At 44.0% G+C, this 16,415-nt stretch carries 15 protein-coding genes; 10 read left to right on the top strand and 5 right to left on the bottom strand.

The features are described 5' to 3' along the window. The first annotated feature begins 24 nt into the window (after positions 1-24). From ABDW02_RS18085 to ABDW02_RS18075, 3 genes are all read left to right on the top strand, one after another. Complete coding sequence (locus ABDW02_RS18085; RefSeq protein WP_343637084.1) at positions 25-708, top strand: response regulator transcription factor; 684 nt, start codon at positions 25-27, stop codon at positions 706-708. Between the two features lie 113 nt (positions 709-821). Continuing rightward, positions 822-1,694 carry a hypothetical protein gene (locus ABDW02_RS18080; protein WP_343637082.1) on the top strand — a complete coding sequence of 291 codons (873 nt, stop codon included), beginning with the start codon at positions 822-824 and terminating at the stop codon, positions 1,692-1,694. A 51-nt stretch (positions 1,695-1,745) separates the two neighbouring features. After that, on the top strand, positions 1,746-2,642 hold the full coding sequence (locus tag ABDW02_RS18075) for a hypothetical protein (protein WP_343637080.1): 897 nt from the start codon (positions 1,746-1,748) through the stop codon (positions 2,640-2,642). A 332-nt stretch (positions 2,643-2,974) separates the two neighbouring features. Here ABDW02_RS18075 and mutS read toward each other — a convergent pair whose 3' ends face one another. The 3 genes from mutS to ABDW02_RS18060 form a co-directional block, all read right to left on the bottom strand. Further along, entirely contained in the window at positions 2,975-5,599 is a 2,625-nt protein-coding gene (gene mutS, locus ABDW02_RS18070; RefSeq protein ID WP_343637078.1) for a DNA mismatch repair protein MutS, read from the bottom strand. 133 nt (positions 5,600-5,732) lie between these two features. Further along, positions 5,733-6,413, bottom strand: coding sequence for a hypothetical protein (locus tag ABDW02_RS18065; protein ID WP_343637076.1), 681 nt, complete (start codon positions 6,411-6,413; stop codon positions 5,733-5,735). 22 nt (positions 6,414-6,435) lie between these two features. Beyond that, positions 6,436-6,990 (bottom strand): T9SS type A sorting domain-containing protein, encoded by a 555-nt coding sequence (locus ABDW02_RS18060; RefSeq protein ID WP_343637074.1) that lies wholly within the window; start codon positions 6,988-6,990, stop codon positions 6,436-6,438. Positions 6,991-7,056: 66 nt separating this feature from the next. On the opposite strand from ABDW02_RS18060, the gene ABDW02_RS18055 reads away from it, so the two are divergent. After that, positions 7,057-7,587: an RNA methyltransferase gene (locus tag ABDW02_RS18055; protein ID WP_343637072.1), complete on the top strand. Its 531-nt coding sequence runs from the start codon at positions 7,057-7,059 to the stop codon at positions 7,585-7,587. Positions 7,588-7,672: 85 nt separating this feature from the next. On the opposite strand, the gene ABDW02_RS18050 is transcribed toward ABDW02_RS18055, so the two are convergent. Continuing rightward, positions 7,673-9,622: a glycosyltransferase family 39 protein gene (locus tag ABDW02_RS18050; protein ID WP_343637070.1), complete on the bottom strand. Its 1,950-nt coding sequence runs from the start codon at positions 9,620-9,622 to the stop codon at positions 7,673-7,675. Between the two features lie 36 nt (positions 9,623-9,658). Beyond that, a complete protein-coding gene (locus ABDW02_RS18045; RefSeq protein WP_343637068.1) occupies positions 9,659-10,087 on the bottom strand; it encodes a hypothetical protein in 429 nt (142 codons plus the stop codon). A gap of 128 nt (positions 10,088-10,215) precedes the next feature. Here ABDW02_RS18045 and ABDW02_RS18040 point away from each other — a divergent pair, with 128 nt between their 5' ends. From ABDW02_RS18040 to ABDW02_RS18015, 6 genes are all read left to right on the top strand, one after another. After that, positions 10,216-11,226 carry an NAD(P)/FAD-dependent oxidoreductase gene (locus ABDW02_RS18040; RefSeq protein WP_343637066.1) on the top strand — a complete coding sequence of 337 codons (1,011 nt, stop codon included), beginning with the start codon at positions 10,216-10,218 and terminating at the stop codon, positions 11,224-11,226. Positions 11,227-11,348: 122 nt separating this feature from the next. After that, the gene (locus ABDW02_RS18035; RefSeq protein WP_343637064.1) at positions 11,349-12,083 is read left to right on the top strand and encodes a DUF4197 domain-containing protein; all 735 of its coding nucleotides are present in this window, start codon (positions 11,349-11,351) and stop codon (positions 12,081-12,083) included. 166 nt (positions 12,084-12,249) lie between these two features. Then, complete coding sequence (locus ABDW02_RS18030) at positions 12,250-12,567, top strand: rhodanese-like domain-containing protein (RefSeq protein ID WP_343637062.1); 318 nt, start codon at positions 12,250-12,252, stop codon at positions 12,565-12,567. 73 nt (positions 12,568-12,640) lie between these two features. Then, positions 12,641-13,984, top strand: a complete 1,344-nt coding sequence (locus ABDW02_RS18025) for a HAMP domain-containing sensor histidine kinase (RefSeq protein WP_343637060.1) — start codon at positions 12,641-12,643, stop codon at positions 13,982-13,984. Between the two features lie 118 nt (positions 13,985-14,102). Continuing rightward, positions 14,103-15,080, top strand: coding sequence for an acyl transferase (locus ABDW02_RS18020; protein WP_343637058.1), 978 nt, complete (start codon positions 14,103-14,105; stop codon positions 15,078-15,080). A gap of 144 nt (positions 15,081-15,224) precedes the next feature. Continuing rightward, positions 15,225-16,415 carry a M20 family metallopeptidase gene (locus ABDW02_RS18015; RefSeq protein WP_343637056.1) on the top strand — a complete coding sequence of 397 codons (1,191 nt, stop codon included), beginning with the start codon at positions 15,225-15,227 and terminating at the stop codon, positions 16,413-16,415.

Here is a 16,415-nt window from a genome sequence, read left to right as displayed (position 1 = left end):
GGCAAATGTAATTAAACTTCGCCCATGAAAATTTTGATAGTTGAAGACGAACCTTTTGCTGCTGATGACCTGCACGGGAAACTTGAACAGCTTCAGCATCATGTTATTGCAATAGCAGAAGACTATAACAGTGCTGTAAAAGCCATCGAAAGCGAGATCCCGGATCTGGTAATTATCGATATCGGATTGAAAGGCGAACGGTCGGGAATTGACCTGGGGGGAAAACTGGCGGCAATGCACATTCCGCACATGTATCTTTCCGGAATCCAGGACATGAATACGTATATACAGGCAAAAAATACAACTCCGTTGCGCAATCTTGCGAAACCGATTGATCTGATCAATTTGCGGAACGCCCTGGATGTAGATTTGCCGGCACAGAAATTATCCCGTACAATCTATTTGATAACAGACGGAAATAAAGGTAAACAACGGATCAACCCCGATACGATCTGTTATATTGAAGCCGATGGAAGCTATTGCGGTGTTTACCTGGAGGATAAAATGTATAAACTGACGATCAACCTGAAAGCTGTTCTTCAAAAACTCGATTGGCCCGGTATAGTGCGCGTCAGCAAATCACATGCTATCAATCTTCAGTATGTCAAAAGCAAACTCGGGAATCGCCTTGAACTGACCAACGGTGTAAAAATAGATATCGAACCGAAATACAAAGAACAGGTATCCCTTTACCTGAAATCAATCTGATCTCTTAAAAGATTTTCGGGTTCACACAAAAAAAAAGGGTGGCCTCACAAAATTAAGTTGATTTTCAGATTCGATCCTTGTTCTCTTTAGAGCCTGATTCCAAACTATAACTTATGGCTCAACATTACGAACCGGATAAAATCATACAACTTGTGCAGCTTTGTTCCTGGAGGGAACGCACCGAAATGTCTCAGAACGGACAAATCGATCTTGCAAACAAACTGGCGCCGGAACAACAGTTCAACGATCGCTACATTGTAGATCTGATGACTGATGCACGTAAAGCTGTGAATGAAGGCTCCACCATCAAAAAAATTGAATCCAATATTAACGTGTTGCTGAACCATGCCGGGTTCAACAATTGGGATGCGTGGAAAACCGCCTTGCGCATACCGGGAAATTTTCTTTCCCCCGAAACTGAGCATTTTGACAATCCGGAAAAACAGCCTTTCACGATTGTTGTTCCGCAGCAGCTGGAAAAACAGCTGGTTCCGACCTTAACAGTTGTCCAAAAAACGACACCGATTGAACTATATGCTGCCAATGAGGCATCGCTGGTGGAATTGGCCAAACACGCCATTGGATTACTTGAAAACAAGGCTTTGATTATCTGTGCTATTCCCTTATCATGGAAAGACCAGGCCGTAAAAATGCGCCAGCCGGCATGGGGAGATTTTTCGGGAACAAAACGAATCCTTCCGGTATGGGTAGATACCGATGATGTATGGAATCCGGCCACGCCTTTCCTTCCCTCTGTGAAACAACCGCAATCTACGGCAGGGCTTCCGGGAATATTGACCGGGCTGTTATTCCTGGAAAACTACCTAAAACAGGATGCATCGGAATTACAGAATCAAACGAACCAACCTGCGCGAAGCGGTGGCCCGCAATTCAACCATTCTCCGGTTGGGTTCTACATGGAGGGAGGTGAGATCCATAATCTCGTTACGGGAGGAAATCAAACGATCAATAACCATTTCAACTAAATCTCCTGGATTAACTCCAGAATACCCAAAATAATCATTAAATCCAGAAAAATGCAGAATACTGGTTCGGGCGGCACTCCCTCATTAAAGCAAACGAATGTGTCCACTGGTACACAGACCATTAATAATTATCTATTATTGGGAGAGATAGATATAGCAATCGGAGTATTGCTGTTGATAATGAGCCCTTTTACGGTTATTTATCTGCCTTTTTCCATTGTATTGGTTGTTTCAGGTCTATCGTTAATCCTCCCGCACATATTTAAATGGCCCTTGAAAAAAAAGGTGAGAAATATAGTCCTGATTACTTTACTATTGCTAAACGTACCATTTGCCATTGCTTTTGGGAAAGAAAGATCCAGGCTGGAACAAAACAACAAGATTCAACTCTTAAATGAGCGGCAAGCTAAGTTGGATGAGAAACAGCGCATTGATGACCTGAATAGTTGTTTGCAACGGGTAGACAGCCTGTACCGAAAAGGAGAAATCGATCTTGCTTTGCTGGAGTTGGATAAAGCGGATCTTATGGCGGAAAAAGCTGCGGAAAAGGCGGATGTTAACCTGATCCGGATAGAAGTTTCTCTGGCCAAAACAAAGCAGCTGATGAAAAAACATCAGTACAACATGGCCGTTGATCTGCTTACCAGCGTGCTTGAACTAGATACCAGTAACACCCTTGTACTTTACCAACGGGCAAATTGTTTTGTCAAAATCAAACGTATAGAAGAAGCCGTAAAAGACGCAAAAAAAGCGATGCTTCTCGGTCATAGCGATGCAGGTAAACTGTACGATAAGATTAATCCGCTGAAAAAACGAATTGCCAATTACTGCACGCTTTGCAATGACGGTACCTATTCCCAGGCAACCGGACAAGGTGCCTGCTCATATCATGGTGGTGTAGCCAAATGGAATTACCCGGTTTACGAAATTTCGAGAAAATACGAATAACGAAAAAGAGTAATCCCTTTTGCATATAGAGCAATTAGCAAGTTTTAAATCTTACTTAATAATTACAATATGAAAAATCTGATCTTAATTAGCTCTGTAATCCTGTTCAGCTTTACAGGTTCTGTTCAATCTACTGTTTATATCTGTCTTAGTAAAGATGCTAAGAAATATCATTTCTCTCAATCATGCAGAGGTCTTCAAAAATGCACTCATACAATTAAAAAAACTACTGTAGAAGATGCGAAGAACAGAGGCTATACAGCTTGTTTAATGGAAAAATGATCGTAACTGTTTATATCCCTGCTTATTCATCTCAGGATAAAAAATTAAAATTACCCGCCCGTTAACTTCTTGATTTCGTTTAATTTCATCAAAGCTTCAACCGGCGTTAAGGTATTGATGTCGATCGAAACCAATTGGTCGTGAATTTGTTCCAGGACCGGGTCGTTCAGCTGGAAGAAACTCAATTGCATGTCGGAAGAATTGCCGGCGTGTACCACCACATCTTTTACCGATTTCACTTCGGCGGAGCGGTGGTTCAGTTCGAGTTGTTCCAGCATCAGTTCTGCCCGTTGAATGACTTTATTCGGCATACCGGCCAGCCTGGCAACGTGAATACCGAAACTGTGTTCGCTTCCGCCTTCCACGAGTTTGCGTAAGAAGATGATCTTTTGTCCCACTTCCTTTACGCTCACATTGTAGTTGTGGATGCGCGGGAATTGAACAGCCATTTCATTCAGTTCGTGGTAATGGGTTGCGAACAAGGTTTTTCCTTTGGCTTGCGGAAATTCATGGATGTATTCGGCAATTGCCCAGGCAATGGAAATTCCGTCGTAGGTACTTGTTCCGCGGCCGATTTCGTCGAGCAGGATTAAACTGCGGTCCGAAAGGTTGTTCAAAATGCTCGAAGTTTCGTTCATTTCGACCATGAAAGTGGATTCCCCGGAAGAAATATTGTCCGAAGCCCCGACGCGCGTGAAGACTTTGTCTACAATTCCCAATATAGCCGCATCCGCCGGAACAAAACTTCCCATTTGTGCCATCAGGACGATCAGGGCCGTTTGGCGCAGCAAGGCACTTTTCCCCGACATATTCGGACCGGTGATCATAATGATCTGCTGCTCTTCCTTATCCAGGTAAACGTCATTCGGAACGTATTCTTCTCCCGGTTTCAGCTGGCCTTCAATTACCGGATGACGCCCGTTTTTGATATCGATCACATAACTGTCGTTCACGGTTGGTTTCGCGTAATTCTTTCTCACAGCCAGTTCGGCAAAACCGGTCAAGCAATCCAGTTGGGCGATGAGGTAAGCGTTTCGCTGAATTTGACCCACGAAAGCACTCAGTTTCTGAACAAGTTCGAAATACAATTGCGCTTCAATGGTTGCGATCTTGTCTTCCGCCCCCAAAATTTTGGTTTCGTATTCTTTGAGTTCAGGCGTGATGTAACGCTCGGCACTTACCAGCGTCTGTTTGCGGATCCATTCTTCCGGAACTTTGTCCTTGTGCGTGTTCCGTACTTCCAGGTAGTATCCGAATACGTTATTGAAAGCCACTTTCAGGCTTGGAATTCCCGTTTTTTCGGATTCGCGTTCCTGCATGGCTTCCAGGTAATCCTTTCCGCTTTCGGAAATCGCGCGCAACTCGTCCAATTCCGCGTGCACGCCGTCTGCAATAACCGGACCTTTGCCCAGCATCACGGCAGGATCTTTCAACAGGTACTTTTCAACCGACTGGATAAATTCCTCACACGGTTCGATACGCTTCGAAAGCTGGTTCAGTAATTCGCTTTCGCTGTGCGAGCAGGCATCCCTGAGCGGAGTCATGTGTTCCAGGATGCGGGATAGCACGCGTAGTTCTTTCGGGTGAATTCTTCCCACGGCAACTTTGGAGATCAGGCGTTCCATGTCGCCGATTTCGCTCAGTTCGTGCTCGATTTCTGCCCGCAGGCTGCTTTTCTCCGCCAAATCTGCAACCGCATCGATGCGCCCGTTGATTTGCTCCGGGTGTTTCAGCGGCATCACGATCCAGCGTTTCAGCAAACGGTCGCCCATCGGGGTTTTTGTTCCGTTTACCACGTCAAACAAGGTTTTGCCGCCTTCGTTCAAAGGAGAGATCAGTTCCAGGTTGCGAATGGTGAAACGGTCCAGCCACACGAATTTTTCTTCTTCAATGCGCTGGATCTGGGTAATGTGCCCCAGTTTGTCGTGCTGTGTTTCTCCCAGGTAATGAAGGATTGCGCCTGCAGCAACAATTCCCTGTTCCAGGTCGTCCACACCGAATCCTTTCATAGAATTGGTCTGGAAATGCCCGGTCAGTTTTTCTTTCCCGAAATCGGCAGTGAAAACCCAATCGTCTAAGCGGAACGTATAATATTTGGTTCCGAAGAGTTCCTGGAAAAGGGTGTGTTTATTTTTTTGGTAAATGATCTCGCTGGGTTCAAATCCCTGGATCAGTTTATTGATGTATTCGGTATTTCCCTGCGCGGTGAAAAATTCCCCTGTCGTTACATCCAGGAAAGAAATCCCGTGAATGTCCTTCCCGAAATGAATGGCAGCCAGGAAGTTGTTGTGATGGCCGTCCAGGATCTTATCGCTGAAAGCAATTCCGGGAGTGACCAGTTCGGTAACTCCGCGTTTGACGATCGTTTTGGTCATTTTGGGATCTTCCAGCTGGTCGCAGATTGCCACGCGGTGACCGGCACGTACCAGTTTCGGAAGGTAAGATTCCAGCGAATGATGCGGAAATCCGGCTAATTCAATTTCGGAAGGCGAACCTGCACCTCTTTTGGTAAGAACAATTCCGAGTGTTTTGGATGCAGTCACCGCATCTTCCCCGAAAGTCTCGTAAAAATCCCCGACGCGAAAAAGCAGCAAAGCCTGAGGATGTTTTGCTTTAATCTCGTTGTATTGCTTCATTAAGGGCGTTTCTGCCGGATCTTTTTCTTTTTTTGACACGCAGGTATGAATTATGGAATGGCTCAAATTTACTATCAAAGAAGCAAGGAGCGCAATTTTTGTTTTTCATAGTTTTCAACATTCTGCAATTAGGAGTTGAATCACTAAATGCGTTCAGACGGTTTCCGGGAAATCAGAATGAGCCCAGTCCCCAGGCAAGCAGTACCAAAAGGGCAACGAATGAAATGGTAGCAGCTGAGGCGATCAACCCGAAATAACCGAAGGAATTCCGGCGGTACTTGGATCTGTCTCTGCGGTATTTGTCTACGGAAATGATCCCGAATATCAGGGATAACAGGATCATAAATCCGGCCACTACAAAGAAATAGGGTGAACTTAAAAGTACGATGCCGATAATTGCCAATGCAAGGGAACAGAAATAGAGCCCGAATGACATGACGCCAAAAAGCTCGAATTCCGGTTTGTTTTCCGTTTCCCAATCGTCTTTTTCTTGTTCTTTAGGAGTGGAAGCTTCAGTTTCCGATGTTCCGGGTTGGTCCGTACGAATAGTTGGCTGTTTTTCAGAGGAAGTAATCGGTTCGGCAACCAGTTGCTGAGGTTGCGTTTCAGGCAAATGGGTGTTTACCGGTATTTCATTTTCCGCAACCGGATCAGTTGTAACGGGATGGTTGGCTAAATCCGGTTCGTGCCGGTTTGCGGAAACCGGGATTTCCGTTTCGTCTTTTTCTTTCTGAGGAATCTTTTTTTTCCATTCGATGCTGTAGCCGGGTTGAAATAAGCGTTTTTCAATGGTGCATTTCGCTACAAACAACGAAGTAAAAACAAGTAAGAGAACAGGAACAAATCTTTTCATGTGATAGTGGATTGAAGAGTACCTAATTTTTAATAAACCGCTGAAACTGTTTTGTTCCATTCCTGCTCACTACCAGCAAGTAATTGCCTCTGCTCAGTAACGAAATATCCATTACGGATGGTGTTGTGCTTGTAAAAACACAGCGTCCTGAAATTTCATAAACTTCCAGCAGGTCGTAAGTGGAATTATTCAGTATCAATTCATCGTTTACCGGGTTGGAGTGAATGAGGTGGTTGTTCTCAGAAGCATTTTCGGTAAGCCCCCAGCTACATGCAGAAACAGGTAGAATGGTGACAATGTATTTAGCGGTATCTACCGGGCAGTTAGTATCGGATACGTGATAGAAATAGGTGTATTGTCCCGGAAATTGGAGTGAAATAATCGTATTCGTCATCGTATCACCCATCGGATCAATGAATATGCCGGTTGTATCGGCATCTGGCGATCTGAGGTTTGCAAGATCGAAGACTTCGTTGGGGCAATAGGTTGCTGCAGAATCCTGACCGGCAGTCGGGCATTGTGCAACTGACAAATTACAGAAAGAGATGGATGTTATTAGTATCAGGATGGTTTTCATACAGTGAAAATAAATGAATCGGATTACTTGTGCAAAAAAAATGATGCAAATAGGTATTTTTGCCCCATGAACCGGAAATTGAAATTGTGGGAACTCGAACGAGTTGATGAAGAGACATTTAAAGGCCAGGAGAAATTCCCGCTGATCGTGATCCTGAATGATATCCGGAGCCTGAACAACATCGGTTCGTTTTTCCGCACGGCCGATGCCTTCAATGTGGAAAAAATCTACCTGTGTGGAATTACAGCCCAGCCGCCACACCGGGAAATTCATAAAACAGCTTTGGGCGCAACAGATACCATTGACTGGGAATACCGGGAAAATATCGATGAACTGGTTGCTGAACTCAGGCAGCAGGGAATAGCGGTTTGCAGTATCGAACAGGCGGAGAAGACGGTTTTGCTGCACGAGGTCCGGGCACTGAACGATTCCAAATTCGCACTCGTTTTCGGAAACGAAGTAGATGGCGTGGACCAATCGGTGATAGACGCTTCCGATTACATCCTCGAAATTCCGCAGTTCGGCACCAAACACAGTCTGAATGTTTCCGTATGCGCGGGAATTGTTTTGTGGGAGTTCGCGAAGAAATTTATTTGAATTGAAAATTGATAATTGAAAAGTTTGGAAATGTAGGTGGAATGAACTATTGAGTACCCGCTTTTCAATTGTTCATTTTACATTTTCAATTAATTATCGGTTCATAAAGCGCATAAGTCAGCGGGTTGTCTTTTCGGTAGAACACTTGAAAAGAAAGAATTTTCAGCGGTTTTTTATCCCTGTTCCAGATAAATGTGTTCAATGTCGGTTTTTCGAATTGCCGGTACTTCAGATCAATAAACTTGATCGATTGCACGAGTGTAACCGTGCTGTCTTTCAGGTTGACCGTGTGCCTGGATACCGGTGTGTCGCGGTACATGATCGTCGAATCGGGAGATTGGATATTCAATACCAATAAAGGTTCCTGCTTCAAATCCGATAATTTGAGTTTCACCACCACATCCACCAGGTCGGAAGGCCTTTTCACCAGTTTATTCAACTCTTTGGAGTAACCCGGGCCCCATTCTTCGTTTTTTTCGAAATGATAGCTGCCATCATACCATTTGCCCGGGTTGTAGCCGTTAAATAAATCCTTGTTTTTGGCAATGTCAGCAAGCGGTTTTTCGCTGGGCTGTCCTTTCGACAAGCAAAGGGTGGAAGCAGAAAAATAATTCTTCTGCCAGATAATGTGCGGGAATTTTTGAAGCACCATTGCCCGGTAATTCGGAGGCAGGGAGGAAGTAGCAGCCAGGTAGAATACCTCGCAACCGGATTTCTCTTCCAGCAATTTCTCCAGGTCCTTTTCGGTAAATTCCGGCACAGTAAAGAATTTCACTTTTCCAGGAATATGGAAATCACCTCTTTCGGAATAAAAACGCGTCTTGGGTTCGTCCGAGAAAATGAGTGCATAGCCCGGTTCTTTGTCTACGTTTATGACATCCAGGACCAGTTGGTTGAATGGAGTTTTGTAAAAAACGGTGTAATACTGCCGCTGGAAGATCAGCACATACGTGTTTAGTCCCATAATGACCAAAAGGAGCGTTACATTCATGCGTTTGGTTTGCTCCTTCGCCCAGCCGAATAAGAAAATGAGCAGAAACGGATAGGCAAAAATAAGCACGGAAGTTTGCAGTACGGGCGCTACGTAGATCGAATAAAAATAACCCACGGCATACGTTGCAAAGAATAACATTCCAGCGAAAAGAATGGCTTTCGAACGGCGTTTTTTAATCGGTGATTGAGTCCCGAATGTTTCAGGAAAGCCACCTTTGAAAATTGTCCATGCAATAATCCCGGTATACAGAACAACCACTAAAGCAGAGAACTGGAAAATGTAGTAGATGTAATGCGGTAAAAAAGAAGGTTCTGGTTTTCCGAGCCAGCCGGCCAGACCGCCCATTTTGAGTTGGGCCGCCAGGATGGTGAAATGAGGTGAATACAGAACCACCGCAGAGAGGCAAAGCAGCAGATACTTCCACAAAAAATCCCGGAACGTATAGAAGATCCCGAAGATTCCGATAAGTCCTGCCGTGAGCATACTGAAATGGTGATTGTAGGCACAAAGCGCCGCTGCAATCGGGAACCAGATGAGGTGTCTGCGGGCATAATTCTTAAATAACACGATTTCTCCCCAATGCCAGGCAAACCACAACGTGAAGAAAAATCCGGAAGTGTAAGGCCGCGCAATCTGGCTGTACATCAAAGGATATTGGCTGGTTGCAAGAATGGCGGCTACAATGAGTCCAACCGTTACATTCGACCAGCGCTTCCCGATCTTATAAGCGAAATAAACTCCTCCGACCCCGGAAAAGATGAACGGAAGCTTGACAATCCATTCGGAAGTTCCGAACAAACCGGTCCAGTAATAAAGGAAAACCTGCACAAAAGCCGGGTGGCCGTCAATTTTCACGCCTTTGGCAATTAGTTCGCTGAAAGAATCGAACCGGGTGCGCAACAATCCGCTGAGTTCGTCATGCGTATATGGAATGGAAAACAGGTCGTAGCATCTCAAAATAAGCGCCAATAAAAGAATTCCAATGATGACGGAATGTTCTTTTATGAAATTCGAAAAACTTTTTTCTGCTGCTTTACTCACCTGAATGCTTTTAGCAAAAATAGCAAAGCTTACCTATTACTGTTTGAAAATATCTTTGTTCGAAAGTTCGGCACTTAGAAAAGTATCCAAAGAACCCAGCTTATCGAAAAGATGGACCTGGTATTGACCGTTCTCCAAAAGAGAAATTTCCAGGTTGATAGTTTTGCTTCCCAGACCGGTGGGGGCAAGGTAGAAACTTGTTGTTTCTACTGTTCCTGATTTCGTAACCGCATAGTCTTTTACTGCTCCCTGGTAAAAAGTGACTTTGCCGCGGCACCGGTAATTGACTACAGCTTCGCCATTTTCTATCTGAAGGTAATTCAGATCATTATCCATAGGAAATTCCTTGGGGTTTCGTGCACCTTTCACGCTGTTGAGCGAATAGACACAATTCTTGATTTTCGGCTCCTGGGCTTGTGATGAAAAACACCAGATTAAGAGGATAAAGGCTGTAATTGATTTCATGGTTGAGTATTTTGAAAGTACTGTGTTAAAGTAGGGATTTAGCAGGAAAGTAAAGCTCAAAATACCTTATTTATACTAATTCTATTTAAGAAACAATCCGTATTTTTGTGCTACTTTTAATAGAAATAATGATTGAAACTGATATAATTATAATTGGTGCGGGTCCGGTGGGGCTTTTCACTGTTTTTGAAGCCGGATTGTTGAAATTGCACTGTCATTTGATTGACTCTTTGCCTCAACCGGGCGGACAATGTTCTGAAATTTATCCGAAAAAACCGATTTACGATATCCCGGGATTTCCTTCCGTATTGGCGGGAGACCTGGTCGATAATTTAATGGAGCAGGCAGCACCGTTTAAACCCGGATTTACTTTGGGGGAAGCTGCAATGACCATCGACAAGACAGACGACGGAAAATTTATAGTAACTACCGTAAAAGGAACCAAACATTTGGCGCCTATCGTTATGATTGCCGGTGGATTGGGAGTTTTCGAACCGCGTAAACCACCTATTGCGAATATCGCAGACTTTGAAGACAAAGGAATTGAATACATTATCAAAGATCCGGAGTTCTACAGGGGAAAACGCTGTGTAATCGCAGGTGGTGGAGATTCCGCACTGGATTGGTCGATCTTCCTGGCAGAAAAGAAAATTGCCAAAGAAGTGGTACTGGTTCACAGAAGTGCTTCTTTCCGCGGACATTTGGACTCCGTTCAGAAAGTGATCGATATGGCCGGGAACGGTCAGATCAACCTGATTACAGAAGCCGAAGTAGTTGGTGTGGAAGGCGACGGAGCTTTGACTCATGTGAAAATCCAGCACAACACGCAGGGCGAGATTATCCGCGAAACCGATCACTTCATTCCTTTGTTCGGGTTGAAGCCGTCATTGGGACCCATCGCTGACTGGGGACTGGAAATCGAAAAGAACGCTATTAAAGTAGATACATTGGATTATTCCACGAATATCCCGGGAATTTATGCCATCGGTGATGTGAATACCTATGAGAACAAGCTGAAACTGATCCTGTGTGGTTTCCACGAAGGAACATTGGCCGTACAGTCCGCATTTGCACGCATTCATCCGGATAAGAAGAACATTTTGAAATACACCACAGTAAACGGGGTGCAAGGATTTTAAGTAAGGGCGGAAAATTTTCCGCCCTTACTTTTGGAACAATTTTTGGTTTAATGAAACGTTAAAAATAAGTAAGGACGCGATGCTTCGTGTCTCTGTAAACAAACAGAATTAAATCAGACAGTATGAAAATCAGTATCGCAATTGCTTTAATTATAAGTACGGGTTATTTGTCAAATGCCCAGACCCTGGGGAAAATCGTTACCAAAGGAAAAGAAACCATCAGCGGCGGAACATCCACATCGAAACCGTCATTGACGAACGATGAGGTGGTGAGCGGTTTGCGGGAAGCATTGACGACCGGTGCCAAAACAGCGGCCGGCGCAGCTCAGAAGATGGATGGATTTTACAAGAATCCGAAGATCTTTATTCCATGGCCGGCGGAAGCAAAAAACATGAAAGATAAATTGGTGATGCTGGGAATGCAGAGTCAGGTAACCCAATTTGAAGAATCTGTGAACCGTGCGGCAGAAGAAGCTTCCAAAAGTGCTTTCGATGTGTTTGCCGGGGCAGTAAAAGGAATGTCCGTTTCCGACGGATTCGCTATCCTGAATGGGGGCGATACGGCAGCAACTCATTTTTTGCGCGAAAAAACAACCGTTAGTTTGACCGAGAAATTCAAACCGATCGTAAAAACGGCAATGGATAAAGTGCGCGTGACGGAATACTGGAATCCGTTGGTGACAAAATACAACAAGATCCCCGGAGTAACTAAGCAAAATCCGGATTTGGAGGCTTACGTAACAGCAAAAGCAATTGATGGATTGATGATCCTGATCAGCGAGCAGGAAGCTAAAATCCGTAAGGATCCGGCAGCACAGGTAACAGACTTGTTGAAACGGGTATTCGGGAAAAGCTAAAAACTAGTTAAACACCCGGGAAATGAATATTCTTTCGGGCTTAATGCCTAATTTTGTAAAGCGATCAATTTGATCGCTTTACTTGTTCAAAGGGTTCAAGAGTTCAAAAGGTTAAATTGAATGATTGAACTTTTGAACGTTTTAAACCGTTGAACTTATTTTAAACATGAAAAGCATTACAGTTACAGAATTGAAAGCATGGAAAGACGGAAACGAAGATTTCCAGTTAATCGACGTGCGCGAACCGTATGAAAATGATATTTGTACCCTGGACGGGATTTTAATTCCAATGAATGATATTCCGGCTCAATTCGGTCAGATCGATCAAAACAAAAAAGTGGTCGTTCATTGCCGTTCCGGGAAGAGAAGCGCCAATGTGATCGCTTTCCTGGAGCAACAGCACGGGTTTACCAATTTATATAACCTCGAAGGAGGAATCCTGGCCTGGATCGAAGAAGTGGATCCATCCATGGAAGCTTATTAATGTAAAATTGAAAATTGACAATTGAAAAGCTTCTCTACTTTTTAATTAATCCATTTTCCATTCTCAATTATCCTTGAATCGCAAAACGATCAATACCGTTATTATCCTTGGAATACTCTCTTTGCTGAGTGTTCTGAGCATTCAATTGTTTTGGATTCACAAAACGAATGAGGCGCAGCGCTTGACAGTCCAGATCCAGGAACGCGAAGACAGTCTGAACCTGAAGCAGTTTTCAGAACGGGCACACATTGCCTTGCGTGATGTATTGGAGCAGATCAATACGAAAGATGATATCAGTGCAAATCTTTATGGTGCGGTAAAACAGATTCGTCCGAATTACTTTTCGGTAGACATTGAAGAAGAATTGCATCCGTATTACCTGGAACAGCTGTTGAAACGGGAATTTGATAATCAAAGCCTCAACCAGGATTTCGTTTACGGGATTTATGATTGTTATTCGGATTCCATAGTTTTCGGGAACCTGATCAAATACACCAAGGATTCCTCTTATTCCGTAACGAAAAATGATTCCGTAGGGAAAACTTCCAATCAGTTGAAATGGAAGAATGACGGGCATTATTTTACGGTACTTTTCCCGAATGTCAGTTCTGATTCCATTGAAGTAGAGAAAACCGATTTTTATCCCTGGTTTTACCTCGTAGTGCTTTTGCTGCTCTTGTTTTTGTTCTTTGTATTTACATTGAATGTGATCCTGAAACAAAAACGCCTTTCGGAAGTGAAAACGGATTTTATCAATAACATGACGCATGAATTGAAAACGCCGATTTCAACGATCGGTCTTTCCAGTGAATTGCTTTTGAGAGGAAATTTCAAAGAAGATCCGGACCGCTTGCACCGCTATGCCGAAATTATTTACAAGGAAAATAAACGCTTGGAAAACCAGGTGGAGCGCGTGTTGAATGTGGCTAAAATGGATCGCGAAAAGCTCACGTTGAAGAAGGAATCGTGCTCTATTCACGATTTGATCCTGGAAGCCAAGGAAAGTTTTGATATCAATCAGACCGATCAGGGCGGTGAGATCGAATTGTTGCTGGATGCACAGCGAGAAACGCTGATGATGGACGAGGTGCATATCACAAATGTGATTTACAATTTACTCGACAATGCGGTTAAATATTGCAATACCGTTCCGCACATCGACATTCGTACCTGGGACGATCAGCAATACTTTTACCTGTCGATTACAGATAACGGAATAGGGATGAAACGCGAGGATCTGAAGATGATCTTTGACAAGTTCTACCGGGTTCCGACCGGGAATTTGCACGACGTGAAAGGTTTTGGTTTGGGGCTTTATTACGTGAAACTGATTGTAGAAGAGCACGGTGGAACGATCCAGGTGAAAAGTCAGCCGGGGAAAGGAACAACCTTCCAGTTGAGGTTTCCTTTGAAATAATTCCCGCTATCTTTGCATGAATTCATAAATTCACTTGTTTATAAATTTGTGAACAGATTTAGGTTCAATTCTTTGATATTCAGTTTGTTTAATAATAAAAGGAGCTAGGAGAAATCACATGCAAGCGCTTATTGATCGCATTTTTTCCATTCAAACGGAACAGGAGTTTAATGACTGTGCCCTGGAAGTGTATCGCTTCCAGAAAGAGTACGTTCCTGTTTACAAAACATTCCTGGAACTGATCAATAGGCCTGAACCGACTCACTATTCCCAAATTCCCCATTTGCCGATCGCTTTTTTCAAAACCCATCAGATCATTGCGGATGGAAAGCCGGTTCAGCAGGTGTTTAAAAGCAGCGGAACAACCGGAATGGTTAGAAGTACCCATTTTGTAGCGGATGTTTCCATTTACGAACGTTCATTCATTCCGACTTACGAACAGTTTTTGGGCAAACTGGAAGACCAGATCATTTTTGCCTTATTGCCGAATTATGTTGCTCAGGGAGAATCGAGTTTGGTGTACATGGTGGATAAATTGATTGTCGGAACAAGAAATAATCTGTCGGGGTATTATCTGGAGAGCCCCGAAAGTTTGCTTCGGGCAATTTCGGAAGGAAGAAAATCCGGGAAGAAACTGGTGCTGTTCGGTGTTTCCTATGCCTTATTGGATTTGGCAGAAATGAAACCAGATCTTCGGGATGTAACGGTTATCGAAACCGGCGGAATGAAAGGAAAGCGGAAAGAAATGACCAAAGACGAAATGCACCGGGAACTCATTGCCGGATTCGGTTGTGAGTACATTGCTTCGGAATACGGCATGTGTGAATTGCTTTCCCAGGCCTACAGTGACAAAAACGGAGTATTTGAATTGCCGGCCTGGATGAAAATTTCCCTGCGGGAAGTCAATGATCCTTTTGAGTTGGTCGGGAACGATAAAACCGGCGGAGTGAACGTGATGGATCTGGCAAATATCTATTCCTGTGCCTTTATAGAAACACAGGACCTTGGTCGCGTAGAAGGAGGAAAATTGCGCCTGATGGGACGTTTTGATCATTCGGATATCCGCGGATGCAACCTGCTTGTGGCAGAAAGTTAAAAGGGTCAATGAACAACCGTTCAAAAACTATCAGAATAAACAGTTGAACGGTCCGATCGAATACTAAAAAACCATAATTCGCAATTGGACATTCGTAATTCGCAATTCGTTTAGTATTTTTGATAGTAAGTCATATTTAAGTAAATGGATTCAGCAATTCATCATATTATCCGCACGCGTTCCGTAGAATTATTTGATAAAGTCAAGGCGTATCGCGAACACATGCATCAATTTCCCGAATTATCTTATTCGGAGTTTAATACGATGAAATTTGTTGCCGGACAATTGGATAAAATCGGTATTCCTTATCAACAGGAAGTAGCCGGAACAGGCATTTTGGGTATTATCCGCTCGGATAAACACCAGGAAGGGGATTCCTGCATCGGTTTGCGTTCCGAACTGGATGCCTTACCGATCACCGAACAAAACAATTGTGCTTACAAATCTACGATTGACGGTGTGATGCATGCCTGCGGGCACGATGTGCATACTGCCATTTTGCTGGGTGCTGCTGAAATTATCTGGGAGAATAAAGAACAATTGAAACATCCGGTGAAGCTGTTTTTTCAGCCGGGAGAAGAGAAAAACCCGGGTGGAGCTTCATTGATGATCGCAGCCGGCGCATTGCAAAATCCTCCGGTGCATGAACTATTCGCGTTGCACGTTTTTCCCGAAATGAAAACCGGGAATGTCGGGTTCAGGCCTGGCTTGTACATGGCTTCCTGTGATGAGATTTACATTACCATCAATGGAAAAGGCGGTCACGGTGCAACTCCGCATCAGACCATCGATCCGATTATGATCGGGGCGCAATTGCTGACCGGTTTGCAGCAGATTGTCAGCAGGAAATGCGACCCGAAAGTTCCGTGTGTTTTGTCTTTCGGTCATTTTGAAGCGCTTGGAGCAACGAATGTGATTCCCGAAAAAGCAATTCTGAAAGGAACTTTTCGTACCATGAACGAAGACTGGAGAAAAGAAGCCCTCGACATGATTGCCAAACATGTTCATTCCGTGTGTGAGCAATTCGGCGCAACGGCCGACTTGGAAATTTCTGTCGGCTATCCTTATTTGGAAAACGATCCTGTTCTGACCGAAAAAATGACCAAACGAAGTGAATGGTTCTTCGGAAAAGAGCACGTGGAAGAATTGCCTATCCGGTTGACTTCCGAAGATTTTTCATTCTACGCACAGGAAATTCCGGTGTGTTTTTTCCGTTTGGGAGTCCGTAACGAAGAATTAGGCATCATTTATGGTGTGCACCATCCGAAATTTGATATCGACAGCAAGGCTTTGGTTGTAGGAATGCAGGCCATGTGTTTAGCTGCTTTTGAATAA

The organism is Fluviicola sp., from assembly GCF_039596395.1.
In the GTDB taxonomy this organism is placed as follows: domain Bacteria; phylum Bacteroidota; class Bacteroidia; order Flavobacteriales_D; family Crocinitomicaceae; genus Fluviicola.
Note: the sequence above shows the minus strand (reverse complement) of the source record. Positions and strands in the feature narration are given on the sequence as shown.